12 protein-coding genes are annotated in these 17628 nt (G+C 46.4%); 7 read left to right on the forward strand and 5 right to left on the reverse strand.

What is annotated here, in order from left to right:
* Positions 1-269 precede the first annotated feature (269 nt).
* The gene (locus J0L70_RS00475; RefSeq protein WP_287452648.1) at positions 270-746 is read right to left on the reverse strand and encodes a tryptophan-rich sensory protein; all 477 of its coding nucleotides are present in this window, start codon (positions 744-746) and stop codon (positions 270-272) included.
* Between the two features lie 530 nt (positions 747-1276).
* On the opposite strand from J0L70_RS00475, the gene J0L70_RS00480 reads away from it, so the two are divergent.
* The 7 genes from J0L70_RS00480 to J0L70_RS00510 all read left to right on the forward strand — a co-directional run bounded on the left by J0L70_RS00480 (position 1277) and on the right by J0L70_RS00510 (position 12314).
* The gene (locus J0L70_RS00480; protein ID WP_017290695.1) at positions 1277-2140 is read left to right on the forward strand and encodes an alpha/beta hydrolase; all 864 of its coding nucleotides are present in this window, start codon (positions 1277-1279) and stop codon (positions 2138-2140) included.
* Positions 2141-2181: 41 nt separating this feature from the next.
* Positions 2182-4059 carry an AMP-dependent synthetase/ligase gene (locus tag J0L70_RS00485; RefSeq protein ID WP_287452649.1) on the forward strand — a complete coding sequence of 626 codons (1878 nt, stop codon included), beginning with the start codon at positions 2182-2184 and terminating at the stop codon, positions 4057-4059.
* A gap of 20 nt (positions 4060-4079) precedes the next feature.
* Positions 4080-6326: a 3-hydroxyacyl-CoA dehydrogenase/enoyl-CoA hydratase family protein gene (locus tag J0L70_RS00490; RefSeq protein ID WP_287452651.1), complete on the forward strand. Its 2247-nt coding sequence runs from the start codon at positions 4080-4082 to the stop codon at positions 6324-6326.
* A 10-nt stretch (positions 6327-6336) separates the two neighbouring features.
* Positions 6337-7518, forward strand: coding sequence for an acetyl-CoA C-acyltransferase (locus J0L70_RS00495; RefSeq protein WP_287452652.1), 1182 nt, complete (start codon positions 6337-6339; stop codon positions 7516-7518).
* A gap of 48 nt (positions 7519-7566) precedes the next feature.
* On the forward strand, positions 7567-9996 hold the full coding sequence (locus tag J0L70_RS00500; RefSeq protein ID WP_287452653.1) for an acyl-CoA dehydrogenase: 2430 nt from the start codon (positions 7567-7569) through the stop codon (positions 9994-9996).
* A gap of 345 nt (positions 9997-10341) precedes the next feature.
* Positions 10342-11040: a 2OG-Fe dioxygenase family protein gene (locus J0L70_RS00505; protein ID WP_268180188.1), complete on the forward strand. Its 699-nt coding sequence runs from the start codon at positions 10342-10344 to the stop codon at positions 11038-11040.
* A 14-nt stretch (positions 11041-11054) separates the two neighbouring features.
* Positions 11055-12314: a cysteine desulfurase-like protein gene (locus J0L70_RS00510; protein WP_287452654.1), complete on the forward strand. Its 1260-nt coding sequence runs from the start codon at positions 11055-11057 to the stop codon at positions 12312-12314.
* A 121-nt stretch (positions 12315-12435) separates the two neighbouring features.
* On the opposite strand, the gene J0L70_RS00515 is transcribed toward J0L70_RS00510, so the two are convergent.
* From J0L70_RS00515 to J0L70_RS00530, 4 genes are read right to left on the reverse strand one after another with little or no spacing between them, the layout of a single operon-like run.
* Positions 12436-13599, reverse strand: coding sequence for a pyridoxal phosphate-dependent aminotransferase (locus J0L70_RS00515; RefSeq protein ID WP_287452655.1), 1164 nt, complete (start codon positions 13597-13599; stop codon positions 12436-12438).
* Positions 13578-15464, reverse strand: coding sequence for an AMP-binding protein (locus J0L70_RS00520; protein WP_287452656.1), 1887 nt, complete (start codon positions 15462-15464; stop codon positions 13578-13580). Before J0L70_RS00520 ends, J0L70_RS00515 begins: the two co-directional genes overlap by 22 nt.
* Positions 15465-15476: 12 nt before the next feature.
* Positions 15477-16388: a DUF3865 domain-containing protein gene (locus J0L70_RS00525; protein ID WP_017290686.1), complete on the reverse strand. Its 912-nt coding sequence runs from the start codon at positions 16386-16388 to the stop codon at positions 15477-15479.
* A gap of 58 nt (positions 16389-16446) precedes the next feature.
* Positions 16447-17604: a homogentisate 1,2-dioxygenase gene (locus J0L70_RS00530; RefSeq protein ID WP_287452658.1), complete on the reverse strand. Its 1158-nt coding sequence runs from the start codon at positions 17602-17604 to the stop codon at positions 16447-16449.
* Positions 17605-17628: the final 24 nt, after the last annotated feature.

Consider the following 17628-nt stretch of genomic DNA (forward strand, 5'->3'; position numbering starts at 1 on the left):
AAAGTTTGCGATCGCAGATTGCAAATGCCACACCTATCCCTTGCTTATTTTGAGCTATAGAAGAATTCTTGCCACTGCAAAGCGCGATCAAAGTTTTGCGGATCTGAATAATTTTGACAAACCAGTAGTTCACCACAATAAATCAGATAGGGAGATAAGAAACAATCTGAGCTTGGGTTTTCCCCATCTCCCCACTCCGAAAAACTGATGCGGTTGACTACTAGGTTAAAGGTTAGCGGCAGGTTTACCGAGAGCAGAAAAAGCCGCATTCAAATAGAGTCTGGATTGAGTTCAATTAATTCCCGTGTTGCATAAGTTCCGATCGGACTCCAAACCAGATAAGGCACCAACAGCAAAGCAGCCTTCACATTGATCAAAGCAACCACCACCATAAGCAGAAGTCCCAAACCAACCCCGACTCCGCCTAAAACTGTCCCGATCGCTAAGCTCTGAAGCCTCAACGTTAAAGGAATATAAGCCACAGTGACAATTTCTAACAGCAAGTACCCAAGCATCAAGAGCCAAGTGTTGAATGTGCCTGGTGATTGCTGCCAGACTAAAATTGCAGATCCTGCGCCGCAAGCAAACACAATTGTCCAAATGATAGGAATTGCTGGCTCGATGACTGCTAACCACTGGGGAAGCTCTAGTCGCCTTACCCACCCTAAATCTTGACGCGGTCGAAACAAAAAACTCCCTAATGAAACGAAGAAGGTAACACCTGCAATAATCATCCAAGATTTCATAGCCATTCTGCTCCTAGCTGTATCCTGCAATATTAGACTGCAAGTCCTTTGAGATTTCTCATACTTGAGAATGGGAATTCCATACTTAGGTAGCAATTTACTTACTTCCAATCTGAGTTCTGGATCAGAAAAGGCATTGCAGATGATTGTTAAAAATTAACTCAGGAACTTGATGGTCACTCTCAAAATTACTAAAGTGAAGTTAAGCATCCTACAGCAATCTTATTCCATTTGTAAAATTCGGAAAGATGGGGAGCAAAATGAATCCTCACTTTCTCTAATTTCACAGATGGTTTAGAATTGCGACATAAGCAATGTTGGAGGAATATAAACGTGCAGAACGCAAACTGCGCTCGATATTGCAGCCGTTGAAGTTGAATCGTAACATTCAATTTAATTCATCTAAATTTACTTAGTTTTTCTAGAGAGGGAGCGCTCTAGCAGCAATGTTAGGTAATTGCTTCATCTCTAATGGGATCGCTTTTCTCTTCATCTACAAAGCGACGGGTTAGATAAGGATTATTAAATCTATGAAACATCGAGAAGGAACTCTTGCCGGATGGCAGGGGATGAATCTTCATTATCAAAGTTGGCATCCTGACGAGCCGAGTCAGGCAGTTGTTACATTAGTGCATGGCTTAGGTGGATATAGCAATGTATTTCAGAATGCAGTGGAGTATTTAGTACCGCAAGGCTATGAAGTCTATGCCTTCGATTTACGAGGGCATGGACGTTCAGCAGGACAACGAGGACATATCAATGCGTGGGCGGAGTTTCGAGAAGACTTACGCCTCTTTTTACGCTTTGTACGATCGCAGCGAACCAGTTGCCCGATGATTCTATGGGGGCATAGTTTGGGCGGTACGATCGTGCTCGATTATGTTCTACGATCGCCCGATGAAATTCAGGGCTTGATTGTAACAGCACCTGCATTGGGAAAAGTAAAAATCTCGCTCGTGAAGTTAGCGCTCGGTCGAATCATGTCGCGGACTGTCCCACGATTTAGCTTACGTTTGGGTCTTCGTCACCTCGGAGCGAGCAATCCAATCGTTGAAGCGTATCTCAACGATCCGCTGCGACATGACTATGCCAGTGCACGACTCGCAACGGAATACTTTTCGACGGTTCGCTGGATTTATCGTCATGCGGCTGAATTGAACATTCCGCTGCTGATTATGCACGGAAGTAGCGACCACGTGACGCTACCCGAAGGCAGCCGTTTATTCTTCCAGCAAGTTATCTTCCCAGACAAAGAGCATCGGGAATATCCAGGAAACTATCACGATCTGTATATGGATGCCGATTGTGAGCTAGTATTCTCAGATCTCAAAGACTGGTTGAAACGGCACTTGATTGGCGCAAAAACGTGTCAGCCGTTGATTATTGAAGCTTAATTCATCTATGGAGGAGAAGAATTGGATTCTTCTTGCGATCGATGTTTGGAGTTAAGGAACTCACTCAACGTGATCACCCGGCATCTCTGCTCGGACGGACTTTGCCCTCGTTGTTAGAAGAAGCTTGCGCACTACGCCCGAATGCCACTGCATTGAATCAATGGACAGAAGCAGGCTGGCGATCGCTCTCAAATCAAGAATTTCGCACAAAAGCGGAAATTTTAGCATTGGGATTTTTAAATCTGGGATTGGTACATGGCGATCGGGTGGCATTGTTAATGCCGAGCGATGTCAACTTTACGATCGCCGATATGGGGTGTTTGATGGCAGGATTGGTCGATGTGCCGATTGATCTGACTCAAACGCTGGAAACGATTGTTTTAGTAATAGAACAGAGCGGATCAAAGGCATTGATCGTTGCAAATCTGGATCTGCTAGAGCAGGTTTTACCTTATCTAGAGCAGGTATCTGAGTTAGAGTACATTCTTATCGCAGAAGTACCAGAAAACTGGCGATCGAGCAATCCGCAACACATCTACTCATTTAACCAAATTAGCCAGAATGCTGATTCTGCAAGTCGAGTACAGGAACTTTATCAGTCACTTTCTCCGCAAGATCTAGCAACGCTAGTTTATGTACCTGGAGAGGATGGGCAATGGCTTGGAGTCATGCTAACGCATGAGAATCTCTCAGGAAATGCTTTAGCTGCATTTGCCAGTTTATCGCGACTGCATTGGGGCGCAGAGGATATTGTTCTTTCGTTTCTGCCCTTAACCCATGTGTTTGCTCGATGTTTGCTCTATGGGCATTTCTACTACGGGCATACGATTTATTTTTCAAGTGCGAATCGGGTGTTTAAGCATCTTAAAGAAGTTCAACCCACGATTCTAGCAACTGTGCCGCTTCTGTTGGAGAGACTTTATGGCAAAACAATGGATCAGGCAGAGCGATTAACTTCTAGGCGAGAACGAATCGCACTTGCAGTGACGCTGTGGTTTGCAAAACGGCATAAATTAGGGCATTCCAGAACAGATGCGCTGCTGCAAAAATTCGTGACTCGGTTTGGATTGTCGCAGTGGCGATCGCTGTTTGGCAATCGATTGAAGTATGTGCTTTGTGGTGGGGCTGCTTTGAAGCCGGAATTAGTTGCAGTGTTTGCAGCAGCAGGTCTTGACATCTATCAAGGGTATGGATTGACGCAGGCAAGTGCGATCGTAAGTTGTAATCGCGATCGCGCCAATCGCGCCGGAACTGTTGGGAAACTCATCGAAGGTGTGGAAGTTGCGATCGCGCCGGATCAGGAGATTCTTGTGCGAGGAGCTTATGTGATGCGCGGCTATTATCAGAATGCTGAGGCAACTGAAGCTGTGATCGATGAGCAAGGCTGGCTCCATACTGGGGATTTGGGTGCGCTTACGGCAGATGGTTTTTTGCAAGTGACGGGACAGAAGAAAGTACTGTTTAAGCTAGCAAGTGGAAAATATATCGCACCGCGTCCCATTCAGGCGCGATTAAAATCGTCGCCACTAGTGAAAGATGCGATCGTTATGGGTGCAGGGCAAAAGGGGTGCGGAGCATTGATTGTTCCAAATCTTGAAGCATTGCGGAATTTGAGGCTAGCAGACGATGATGTGACGTTGCTGAAACATCCTTGTGTGCAGTCGCTCTATCAATTGATCGTCGATGAAGCAAACTGCCATCAGCCTTACTGGGCGGCTGTGAAGCGATTTCGCTTGATAGATGAAGGGGCGTTCGGAACTAATCTCACGAAAGAAATTCATCTGTTATACAGTGAAAGTAAGACTCCGCTACAAGACTCTTCAGACTTCGATCTTCAAGAACTAGAATGTCCAGTTCTTCCGGTTGAAGCTTGTCCAACCTTTGCTCAATCTCTTCATCCTCGGTTTACAACCTCCTAGCAGAGAGGACTCTAAAATTTATGTTTAAACCATTCCAAACCGTAGCAGTATTAGGTGCAGGTGTGATGGGAAGCCAAATTGCAGCACATCTGGCAAATGTGGGGCTAACGGTTCACCTTTTAGACATTGCATCTCCGACCGGATCAAAGAATGATTTAGTCGAAAGTGCGTGGAAGAAAGCGTTGAAACTATCGCCACCGATTCTATTTACAGAGAAAGTTGCAAGGCGGGTCACGCTTGGTAACTTTGACGAACATCTCGATCGACTTCGCCAAGCGGATTGGATTATCGAAGCAGTCGTTGAGGATTTACAGATTAAGCAACAGTTGATGGAGCGTTTAGAATCGATCATTCAGCCTGAGACGATTGTTTCCACCAACACAAGCGGCATCCCGATTCGTTGGATTGCAAAAGGGCGCTCAGAATCATTCCGCAAGCGATTTTTAGGAACGCACTTTTTTAATCCGCCTCGCTATCTCAAACTGCTGGAACTCATTCCAACTCAAGATACAGATGCAGCCGTTCTCGATCGCGTGAAATGGTTTGGCGAGAGGTACTTAGGCAAGGGCATTGTCATTGCTAAAGATACGCCAAATTTCATTGCCAATCGGATTGGCATATTTGTGACTTTGCTGGGAGTCAAAGCTTGGGCTGAACAAGGCTATTCGATCGAGGAAATTGATACCTTGACTGGAACGCTGATCGGAAGACCAAAATCTGCAACGTTTCGGACAGCCGATTTAGTCGGATTAGATACCTTGATAGCAGTTGCCGACCATCTCTATCAAGCTGTACCTAACGATGAGCATCGCGAGATTTTTCAAATTCCAGATGTGCTGCGAAAAATGGTAGCAAACGGGATGTTGGGTGCAAAAACCAAACAGGGATTTTATAAAAAGCAACAGAGACAGATTTTGTCCATCAATCCGAAAACGTTTGCTTATGAAGCAGCACAGCCTTTGAACTTGGGTGAACTTGATGCGATAGCAGCTTTACCTTTACGCGATCGTATCCGCGCTCTTTATGCAAGTTCTGGACGAGCAGGCGATTTCTTCCGGCAAACGACACTCGAAATGCTGAACTATAGCGCCCACCGAGTTCCCGAAATTGCAGATGATCCGCAGGATATTGATCTAGCAATGCGTTGGGGATTTGGTTGGGATATGGGGCCGTTTGAACTTTGGGATGTCCTTGGGGTTGAAACGGTGTTAGCCGATATGCAAGCAGCAGAAATGTCTGTCCCTGCTTGGGTGAAACAATCTTTCTATCCAAGTGTCACGGCTGAGGAAGAGAAAGCAGTTTGGAAAAATGCTGAAGCTGCGTTGCTAGAGATGGGCGATGGTGTATTGCTGTACGAATTTCGCTCGAAAGGCAATACTTTAAGCAATAAAGTACTTGAAGGATTTGCAGCAGCACTCTCGATTCTAGAGACGAGCGATTACAAAGGATTAGTCATTGGAAACAAGAGCGATCATTTCTCAGGCGGTGCGAACCTTGCAGAAATGGGAATGATTGCACAGTCTGGGGATTGGAACGCGATCGCAAAACTCATCTCTGATTTTCAAGGACTCCTCCAGCGAATTCACTATTTCCCGAAACCGATTGTTGCAGCGATTCAGGGGCGCGTCTTGGGTGGCGGATGTGAGTTAGTCATGGCTTGTCCGAAAGTCGTCGCTGCGGCTGAAACCTACATTGGACTCGTGGAAGTTGGAGTAGGGCTGATTCCGGGCGCAGGCGGTCTGATGCGAATGGCAAGTCGAGCTGCAGAACGAGCCGCAACCGAAACGCCAAGCCATGTTCTACCTTTCTTGAGAACTGCGTTTGAAACGATCGCAATTGCTAAGGTTTCGAGCAGTGCAGCCGAGGCGCAAGCTTTGGGATTTTTGCCTCATGATGCGCGAATTTTGATCAGTGGGGAACACCGATTAGAAGTTGCGAAAGCAGAAGTCTTGCATCTCGATCGCATTGGTTATGTTCCCCCTCCTCAGAACAATTCGATCTTTGTGTTGGGACAAGCGGGGCGAGCCGTATTGGAACAGATTGCTTATGTGTATGAGCAAGGCGGATTTGCGAGTCAATACGATCGCTATTTAGCATCTCGGCTGGCATTTGTATTAACAGGTGGAGAACTCACTGCTCCTGCCTTGGTGTCTGAGGATTATCTACTGCAACTCGAACGAGAATCATTTGTGCCGTTGCTGAGACAGGAAAAAACTCAAGCACGAATGATGCACTTGCTCAAAACCAAAAAGCCGCTCCGGAATTGAGGAAAAGACTATGCAAGAAGCTTACATTGTTAGTAGTGTCAGAACCGCGATCGGTAAAGCTCCCCGTGGAAAGCTGCGGAATATGCGCTCAGATGATTTAGGTGCGATCGCGCTAAAAGCTGCACTCGAAAAAGTTCCCGATCTCGATGTCAATCAAATTGAAGATGTGATTTTCGGCTGTGCGTTTCCCGAAGCAGAGCAAGGTATGAATTTAGGACGGGTGATTGCTGAACGTTCTGGATTGCCTGACTCTGTTGCAGGTGCAACTGTGAATCGATTCTGTGCTTCTGGATTACAAGCGATCGCAATGGCGCATCAAGCCATCATTACTGGACAGGCGGATGTGATGGTTGCGGGGGGTGCGGAATCGATGAGTTTGATTCCGATGGGCGGACATGATATGTTACCCAACCCAACGCTGGTCGCGGAAATGCCACAACTCTATTGCACGATGGGAGCAACAGCGGAAACAGTGACGCAACAGTATGACATTTCCCGTGCGGATCAAGATGCCTTCGCTTTGCGATCGCATCAACGAGCGATTCAAGCCATCCAATCAGGGCGATTTAACGATGAGCTAGTTCCTGTTCCTATTCGCGAAACCCTCTACGCTGATGGTAAACCTCAGGTCGTGGAAAGTATTGTCAAAACCGATGAAGGCCCCAGATCAGATACCAATTTAGAAGCGCTCTCGAAGTTACCTGCGGTGTTCCGAGTCGGCGGATCAGTCACAGCAGGAAACTCTTCTCAAATGTCGGATGGTGCAGCAGCAACAATTTTAGTCAGTGAGACAAAGCTAAAAGAGTTCAATCTACAGCCCTTGGCGCGAATGCTAGGATTCGCAGTAGCAGGCGTTCCTCCTGAAATTATGGGCATTGGACCCGTCGTTGCAGTTCCGAAAGTTCTACAGCAAGTGGGACTGCGTTTAGAAGAGATTGGCTTAATTGAACTGAATGAAGCATTCGCCGCGCAATCGTTAGCTGTCATTCGGAAGCTTGGGCTGAATGAGGAAATTGTGAATGTGAATGGTGGTGCGATCGCGTTAGGACATCCTTTGGGATGTACAGGAGCGAGGGTGACAGCAACGCTGCTGCATGAGATGAAACGTCGCGGGATTCGGTATGGATTGGCAACGATGTGTGTGGGTGGAGGAATGGGAGCGGCGGCAGTGTTTGAGAATTTGATGCGTTAAAAGCAGACTTCGAGTTCTGTGTTCAATGAGTTTTTAGGAGAATGAGCGATGTTGCTTCTCTTACAATTGACGATTTTGAGTCTCGTACTGCTGACGTTAGGATTTATCGGTGTGTCGCTCTGGATTTGGCTCATCTACGGCGCGATCGTACTCTTCACGTTTCAGTCACCCATCTGGCTTTGGAGCATTTACGTTGCGATCGGATTAGTTCTAGCAGTCCCTCAGATCCGGCGACAAGTGCTCACAAAGCCCATTATGAAGGTCATTCGGGTGCCAAAAATTTCGGAGACTGAGCGAGCAGCCATTAATGCTGGAACAGTGTGGGTCGAAGGGGAGTTCTTCTCGGGTGTTCCAGATTTTGAACGAATGAATCAGGCAGCCTATCCAGAAGTTACGCCCGAATTGCAGACCTTTTTAGATGAGCAGGTCGAACAAGTCTGTCGGATGGCAACAGACTGGGAGATCCAGCGCCATAAAGATTTACCGATCGAAGTATGGCAATATCTCAAGCAAGAACGATTCTTTGGCATGATGATTCCCGTCGAATATGGCGGCTTGGGCTTCTCGAACTTTGCCTATAGCACTGTGATGGCAAAACTAGCTTCACGATCGTTTATTCATACTGCAACTGTTGGAGTTACAAACTCTCTTGGTCCCGCTAAGCTTTTGCTCAATTATGGAACTTCAGAACAAAAAGAATACTACCTACCTCGACTCGCAAGCGGTGAGGAGATTCCTTGCTTTGCCTTAACAGAGCCAACTGCTGGATCAGATGCCGCAAGTATCACAGCTAAAGGAATCGTATTTCGGGGCGACGATGGCAAACTCATGGTGCGGTTGAATTTCCGCAAACGCTATATTACTCTGGGCGCGATCGCAACTTTAATCGGGCTTGCCTTTAAGCTATACGACCCCGACAATTTACTCGGCAAAGGTGAAGATGTTGGCATTACCTGTATTCTGATTCCCGCGAATACAGAGGGCATGATTCTCGGAAAACGGCATGATCCGATGGGAGTTCCCTTCTACAATTCTCCTGTGGAAGGGCAAGACGTAGTTGTTTCCGTCGATCAACTCATTGGAGGAGTAGAGCAAGCAGGACAAGGCTGGAAGATGCTGATGCAAGCGTTAGCGGCTGGACGAGGCATTAGTTTTCCGGCAAGTTGTACAGGTGTTGCGAAGTTAGTTGCTCGCGTTACAGGAGCTTATGCCAAAGTCAGACAGCAATTTGGCAGTTCGATCGGTCGATTTGAAGGCATCGAAGAACCCCTGGCTCGAATTGGCGGACTAACTTATGTGCTTGATGCGGCTCGAATCTATACCGTGGGTGCAGTCGATGCGGGTGAAAAACCTGCGGTCGTTTCTGCGATCGCAAAATATCAATTCACAGAAACGACTCGAAAACTTGTGAATGATGGCATGGACATTTTGGGCGGTTCAGGTATTTGTCGCGGACCGAGAAATCTACTCGCAAACTTCTACACTGCGATGCCGATTCCGATCACAGTTGAAGGATCGAACATTCTCACCCGTACGCTGATGATCTTTGGGCAAGGCGTAATGCGCTGTCATCCTTATCTCTATGCAGAAGTAATGGCGATTGAAACTGGAGATGCGATCGCATTCGATCAGGCTTTGTGGAAGCACATTGGATCAATATTCCGAAATACGTTTAGAACACTATTACTGAGCCTATCACGCGGCTATCTTGCATCTGTCCCAGGAAACAAGTCCACGAAGCGCTACTATCAAAAGCTCGCTTGGTCTTCTGCAATGTTCGCATTCCTCACCGATTTCCTATTGATTCGGTTTGGCGGAGCGCTGAAACGACAGGAGAAACTAACAGGAAGACTTGCAGATTGGTTGTCATGGATGTATTTAAGTATTGCAACATTACGACGATTTGGGGCAGAAGGATACAAGGCAGAGGATTTAATCTTTGTCCAATGGGCGATGAACTATAGCTTTGCTCAAATGCAACAAGCTTTAGAGGGAATTCTCGTCAATCTGCCGATTCCTAGCATTGCTAAATCCATTCTTCTAAGCCTTGTAAGAATCAATCCACTCGGCACGCTCCCAACTGATACACAGGGAAGTTATGTAGCACAAGCCTTACAGACGACAGGAGAAGAGCGAGAGCACTTAACGTCTGGCATCTACCTTCCGAAGCATCCCGATGAAGCCTTGGGACGCTTAGAGCAAGCGCTCAAGCTCTGTGAACAGGCTGAAGCGGTCATGAGCAAGGTTAAGCAAGCAATCCGAGCCGGACAGTTACCTCAAGGAAAGGTAGAAACATCGATTGAGGCAGCATTGAAGACTGAAGTGATCACGAAAGCAGAAGCAGACTTACTTCGAGCAGCAGAATCTGCACGATTCGATGCAATTCAGGTCGATGCCTTCACGCTCCAGGAGTATCAAGGCAATGGGTTACAGGTGCCGCAGTTCTCAACAATCCTTGCTCAGAAAAATGTCACCTGAGTTCCAAATCATAGACGGTTGAAGAGGAACTATCCCAAATTACTCTGACCAATGAGAGATATTCGCTAGGGATCGACAATCCTATCAAAACATCATTACAATAGTACGTAGACAGACATCATCAAACCTCTAACTCAACATGGTTTCTGTATGATGTTTTGTCAATAACGCTGCATTGTTTAATCTGTCAACTTAGCTGTTGTCAGCGATCGCTATCAAACAACCCCATGTTTTTAGATGAGAAGTAACTGGAGTATGGTGCTCTCATAGTATTTCTAATTCAGCGATTTGCTGACAACCAGTCAATTGATGGAGCTACTCGTTTGACTGAAATGAGAAAATCAAATGCTAAATCTATCTAAACTACAAGAATTCATTAAGCCAGAGGCGGATTGTCTGGCTAGTTATGTTTTAGAGATGTTAACCGCGATCGAAGTTGATAAGTTCCGACCATCGTTCGCTCATCTTCCAAAAGATCCCTACTTAGAAGGTAACTATCGATTTAGGCGGCTCTCTCACTTCAAGATTGTAGGAGATCGATTAATCAAGTTACCTCACCGTCGGTTATTCCAGAGCAGGCAATACAATCCATTATTAGGCGACGTAGTTCGAGAGTATTCTGAGCTAGATGATGAGTTAATTCAGCTAGAAGAGTTTCAACGATTGGTTTGGGAGTTTTTCCAGTTTTGCCAACTGTGTTCGACTTCCCAAGAGATTGGAGTTCATCAGATTCGCACCACTGCATCTCCTCACCAATCTGGGAATCCGGCACCAGAGGGAATCCATCGAGATGGGGTCGATGTGGTTGGCATTTTCTCAGTCGATCGCAACAAAATCGAGGGGGGTGAAACTCATCTTTATCAATCAAAAGACGACAAGCTTCCAGCATTTACCAAAGTCTTAAATCCAGGAGAACTTCTCGTCTTTAGGGATGCTCAATACTTTCACTACACATCCCCAGTCAATGTGCTTACAGATGAGCAAGGGACTAGAGATGTGTTTGTTTTAACCTGCCCAGGGCTATTCCCGCCTGATGAGAATTGAGTTTGGAGCGTCCTATGACTATTTTTGATCTAGACTGGATTCGCGCCCAATTCCCCGCTCTGCGTCAAGAAATGAATGGGTATCCAGTCGCATTTTTGGATGGACCTGGCGGGACTCAAGTTCCGCAGGGAGTAATTGATGCGATCGCGAACTACTTCACTACGTCGAATTCTAATTTGCACGGAGCTTTTGCGACCAGCGCACGAACTGAGGCTTTAGTCGAACAAACACGGTCAGCCGTTGCGGATTTTCTGGGCTGCGATCGTGATGAAGTTGTGTTTGGAGCCAACATGACGACGCTGACGTTTGCAATCAGTCGATCAATTGGTCGAGAATTGCAGCCTGGGGATGAGATTGTTGTGACAACGCTTGATCACGATGCCAATGTCGCGCCTTGGTTAGCACTTCAAGAACGAGGTGTGATGGTTCGCACAGTTGATATTCATGAGAGCGACTGCACTCTGGATATGCTGGATTTAGAACATCAGATCACGGAACGCACAAAGCTAGTCGCGATCAGCTATGCCTCAAACGCAGTTGGTACGATCAATGATGTTAAAAGAGCAGTTCAACTCGCTCATGCTGTAGGAGCGTGGGTGTTTGTTGATGCAGTTCACTATGCACCTCATGGGTTGATTGATGTTCGATCGCTAGACTGTGATTTCCTCGTTTGCTCTGCCTATAAGTTTTTTGGGCCGCATGTTGGCATTCTCTACGGCAAACGAGAGCATTTAGCTCGTCTACAGCCTTACAAGCCTCGCCCTGCTCCTGAAGAAGTTCCATTTCGATGGGAAACAGGAACACAAAACTTTGAGGGACTTGCGGGAGTTGTAGCCACGATCGAGTATTTAGCTGAGTTAGGGAGACACGTTTCACCGATCGTTACCAATCGGCGGAGTGCCCTTGCTGCTGCAATGCAAGCAATTCAGAACCATGAGCGATCGCTGTCTGAATATTTGATTCCTCATTTGCTCGAAATTCCTGGAGTGACGCTCTACGGCATCACGGAGCGATCGCAATTGAACTGGCGTACGCCGACATTCGGACTTCGTATTGCTGGCTATTCTCCTGCTGAAATTGCAAAAATATTAGGCGATCGCGGTATTTTTGCCTGGAATGGAAACTTCTATGCTCTGAATCTCACTCAACGGCTCGGCATTGAGAACAGTGGAGGACTGGTGCGAATTGGCTGCACTCACTACAACACGATAGAAGAAATTCAGCGCTTGCTGCATACGCTGCATGATGTCGCTCAGCCGAGTGTCGTAGCGTGAGCAGATACAGCTTGATTTGTAAGGTCTTGCAAGTTGGGGGAATAGGGGACATATCCTTTACTCCCCCTTTTACGAACGATGTAGGATGACTAGAGACGCTAAAAGCCTTGAATGCAAAGAGTTACAATTTCATGACTGCTGCGCGCATTCGGTCGATCGCGACTTGAAGATTTTCTAATGAATTTGCATAAGAAATTCTGAGATAGCCATCGCCAAATTTACCAAAGGCTGTGCCTGCTAGGAGTGAAACGCCTGCTTCATTGAGAAAGTAATCTGCTAGTTCATTGCACGGCAAAGGTAAATCTTTCACATTTGGAAAGACATAGAATGCACCCGCAGGCTTGAGGCAATGAATTCCTTCGATCGTGTTTAAACCATCGACGATCGTATCTCGTCGGTGCTTGAACTCAGCGACCATTTGATTGACAAAATCTTGTGAGCCTCGAAGTGCCTCGATACCAGCCATCTGAGTAAAGGCGCAAGTACAAGAGTTGCAATTAATCATCAGACGAACGATTCCCTCAACAAGATGTTTGGGAATTACACCATAGCCGAGTCGCCATCCTGTCATTGCATAAGTTTTAGAATAACCATCGAGTAGAATAGTACGAGCTTTCATCCCAGGAAATTGAATCAGGCTAATATGTTTACCTTCATAAAGAATTCGAGAATAGATTTCATCAGAGAGAACATAAAAATTATGTCGATCGGCAAGTTCTGCGATCGCTGCTAAATCTTCAGCTTGCAATAATCCCCCTGTGGGATTTTGAGGAGAATTGAGAATGAGTAAGCGAGTTCGATCGGAAATTGCATTGATCAAATCATCTAAATGAAAGCGAAACCCAACATCTTCGCGGAGTGGTAAAGGAATTCCTCTAGCACCGACAAAATTGATCACCGATTGATAAATTGGAAAGCCTGGATCCGGGTAAATCACTTCATCACCTTCATTGACTAACGCCATGAGCGTAAAGAAGATAATCGGCTTAGCTCCAGGCGTAACCACAACTTCGTCTGGATGAATTTCAACATTTCTGGTGGTTGAAATATGTTCAGCGATCGCTTCTCGCAATGCGAGCAATCCCGCTGCCGGAGTATAGCCCGTATAGCCATCTTTCATCGCCCGGAATGCTGCTTCACAAATCGGAAATGGCGTAGGGAAGTCGGGTTGCCCAATTTCTAGATGAATAATCGATCGTCCTTGAGCTTCTAGCCGTTGTGCTTTGGCAAAAACATCAAAAGCAGATTCTGTTCCTAATCGACTCATGCGTTCTGCAAGTTCCATGCGGTACACCTCTTTGAATGAATTGTGTTGAATTGATCGCGCAGAACTCGCCGCATGACTTTATTCGATGAAGTGCGAGGCAAAGCTTCTACGATCACCAAGTCGCAAATTTTGAATAACGGATTGAGGCGTTGAGCGATCGCTGTTTGTAACACTGCTTTGAGTTCTGCTTGTGTTTTCTGTAAGTTCGGCTCAACAACGGCATACACAACAAGCTGGCTCGGCCCACCTTCAGAAGTTGGAATGCCTTGAGAATAGTATGGAGTGCTAATCGCTGCGGTTTCACGAATGCCTACAACCGTGTTTAGCACTTGTTCAATCTCTGCTGAACTGATTTTAATTCCACCCAAATTCATGGTGTCGTCCGCCCGACCGCCCATCTGATAGTAACCATTCGGCAATCGCTTCAGATAATCCCCATGCCGACGCAAAGACGATTGATCAAGACCATCAGCAAAATAGATCTGATGATGGTCTTTATTCAACAACTCTGTAGACAGCCCGATCGAAGGTGGAATGATAAAAGCTTCTCCTTCATCTGCGGAATGACCATCAGCATCTAGAATTGTAAAATCTAAGCCTAGCGCAGGTGTTGTAAAAGTTGCTGGAATACAAGGCTGAACCAGAGTGCCCGTGATGTAAGCTCCACCAATTTCAGTCCCACCACAGTATTCAATGACTGGCTTATTGCTTGCAAGAGACATTAAATACTGCATATCTTGAGGATTCGAGCATTCGCCTGTCGAACTAAAAGCTTTAATCGCGCTCCAATTCAATCCCTGCATACAATTCGTCGTTTTCCAAACTCGGACTAAACTCGGTACAACACCCAAGATAGTAACCTGAGCAGCTTGGATAAATTGACCATATTCTCGCGTCGTCGGTGCGCCATCATAAAGCGAGATCGTAGCTCGGTTCATCAAGCTTGCAAAGATCAGCCAAGGTCCCATCATCCAGCCTAAATTGGTTGACCAAGCAACGACATCGCTCGGATGAATATCTTGGTGCAAATGCCCATCGACTGCACATTTGATCGGGGTTGTTTGTGTCCAGGGAATGGCTTTAGGCTCTCCGGTTGTGCCAGAAGAAAACAGGATATTAATATGGGCTGTGGGAGACATAGGAACCGCATCAAAGATCTCATTCGGACTGAGAAAATCACTCCAAGTTAAGTCGCAAGATCGCAATTCAACCGTTGAAGCTGGACGTTGAGAAAGTACGATCGCTTTTGGAGCCTTCGCTGCAATAATCTTGCTATAAAGCGGTAACTGCTTTCCACCCCGACAAATGAAGTCCTGAGTAAAAATTGCTTTAGTGTTCGCGATATGTAATCGAGTCGCAATTTCAACTGCTGCAAAACTATCCGCGATCGACACAACAACACAACCCGCTTTGATAATTCCTAAGTAAATTGCGACAGATTCAGCAGTCATCGGCATCGCGATCGCAATTGCATCACCGAGTTGAAATCCTAATTTGACTAAGCTATTCGCAACCCGATTCGTAAGAGACAGTAATTGATTGTAAGTCCAAGTGTGCAGCGAACCGCCTTCTGATTGAAACACGATCGCGGTTTTATCTTCACTAGCTTGAAAACAGCTTTCAACAATATTTAATCGAGCATTCACAAGCCATTGTGGAAATTCTACACCCTGCGATAAGTCAACAATCTGCGTATACGGCTCCTGAAAACGAATTCCAAGCCGTTGAATCATCACATCCCAGAAAGCTGCACGATCTCGAATTGACCAAGAATGCAGATCTGCATAGGTGTGAATCTTCAAATCCTGCATCAGTGCTGCAATATTCGTTGCCTGAATTTGTTCGATTGATGGAACCCAGACAGGAGAGAGTTCTTGGTGCATTGTTGCTTCCTCTCAATGAGTGCGATCGTGCTCTAACCCATTCCAAAAAACAGCGATCGCATCTAGAATTTGTTGTCCTCCCTGAATGAATTTAGTGCGATCGAACTCTGGCTTGAAGTACACGGCTTCGAGTTCCTCTAACGTATGTTCTGCATGTTGAGCTTCCACACGATTATGCCAAGTAAAGAATGCTAAATGCAGAGAGGGATGCCGAGTTTGCTTGATGCGCGTCAGCCCATCTTCTAGCTCTTGCCAGAACCCTGCTGCTGCCCAATTCTCAACTGCAAAGCTAGCACCCTCCGCTACATTCGGATCATCACTGCCATAGAGCCGTTGCAATTCATCACAGAAATGTAGTGTGGCAGGGCTACCGTGCTTACGTTGCCCAATCTCCTCATAGTGCAAGCCAATTCCTTCTGCAACCGTTGCTAACCATTCAAAATGAGCAGCCCGAAAGCGACAGATTCCACCATCAACCGTTCCTTCTGTGCTGACCACTTCAGGATCACCTTCTCGATCTTTTTCCTCCTCTGTTTTAACGGTTTGAGCATTGTCTGTCCCTTGCAACTTGCGATAAATCACACCTAGCTCATTTAGTAAAACCTCGCGGCTTGCTCGTGATTGTTGAAGCGTTGGAGAGTTAATGACTTTCAACAATGCTGCAATCAGAAATTGATTCGAGAACACAGAGAACTGACGAATAAAATACCGTAATTGCTCATCTGTGGCTTTGCCTGCTTGAAACCAGCGTGTATAAGCGTTATCTGTGATAATCGGATGCCGCAAAAAGTCGCACTCAACTTGTTGAAGAAAGTCCTGAAAGTCATCAACTTGTTGTTGAGTTAATTTCCCCTGATGCAAGCGCTCCTGAATTCGATCGGAGATCGATAAATGTGTCGAGAGAGTAGTGAGAACCGGAGACATAGAGAGAGTGTCCTTCTTGTGAAACAAACCTGGCTATGAAACGAACCTGAGATTGCCCTCAAGCAGCCCAACTGTAGGGATATTGCATATCTTCTAGCTCCACTGCTTGTCGAGTCAGTTTTAGCGGACGAAACGTATCGATCATGACAGCAAGTTCATCCGTGCGCTCTTTACCGATCGAGCCTTCGTACATCCCGGGATGTGGTCCATGCGGAATGCCGTTCGGATGTACTGTCATCGACGATCGCTCAATCCCCTTACGAGACATAAAATTGCCCTCAACGTAGTAGAGCACTTCATCCGAATCGACATTGGAATGATTGTAGGGCGCAGGAATGGCAAGCGGATGGTAGTCAAACAACCGAGGAACAAACGAACAAATGACAAACCCCGGCGCTTCAAAGGTTTGATGTACAGGCGGTGGTTGATGAATTCGCCCAGTCACGGGTTCAAAATCAGCAATGTTAAAAGCATAAGGATAAAGATAGCCATCCCAACCTGTCACATCGAGCGGATGATGATGATAAAGATAGGTCGTAATGCGATCGCGCGCCTTAACTCGCACTTCAAACTCACCCATCTCATCGTGAGGAGTTAAGGTTTCGGGTGGGCGCAAATCTCGTTCACTGTAAGGTGCATGTTCCAGAAATTGCCCATATCGATTCAGATACCGAGCAGGCGGCTCAATATGTCCCTGAGCTTCGATGACTAACATGCGCTGAGCCGTACTACTATCCGGCAGAATTCGCCAGATAACTCCAGTTGGAATCACCAAATAATCGCCCGGATGATAGTGCAGTTCACCGTACTGGCTTTCTAGTAAACCACTCCCTTCATGAATAAAGATGACTTCATCCCCATGAGCAAATCGATACCAATACGACATTGGCTCTGTCGGTTGTGCGACTGAAATACAGACCTCTCCATTTGCCATCAGAGGAATGCGAGATGCGATCGCATCTCCTTTACTCAATGCTTTCTGAGTCCGCAAATGGCGATGACGCAGTGCCCCAACCTCTTCAAACTCAAGCGCGATCGTTTGCTCCAGAAACACCTTATAAACTTGCGTTGGCGGGTACAAATGATAGAGCAGCGATTGAATACCCGTAAAGCCGCGAATCCCCATCAATTCTTCGTGATAGAGTGAACCATTTGACGCACGAAATTGGGTATGTCGCTTGTGGGGAATTGTACCGAGCCGATAATAGTACGTCATTGCTGGATACCGTGAGTTCTAACT

Origin of the sequence: Leptolyngbya sp. UWPOB_LEPTO1, assembly GCF_017302695.1 — a bacterium.
Lineage (GTDB): Bacteria > Cyanobacteriota > Cyanobacteriia > Leptolyngbyales > Leptolyngbyaceae > Leptolyngbya > Leptolyngbya boryana.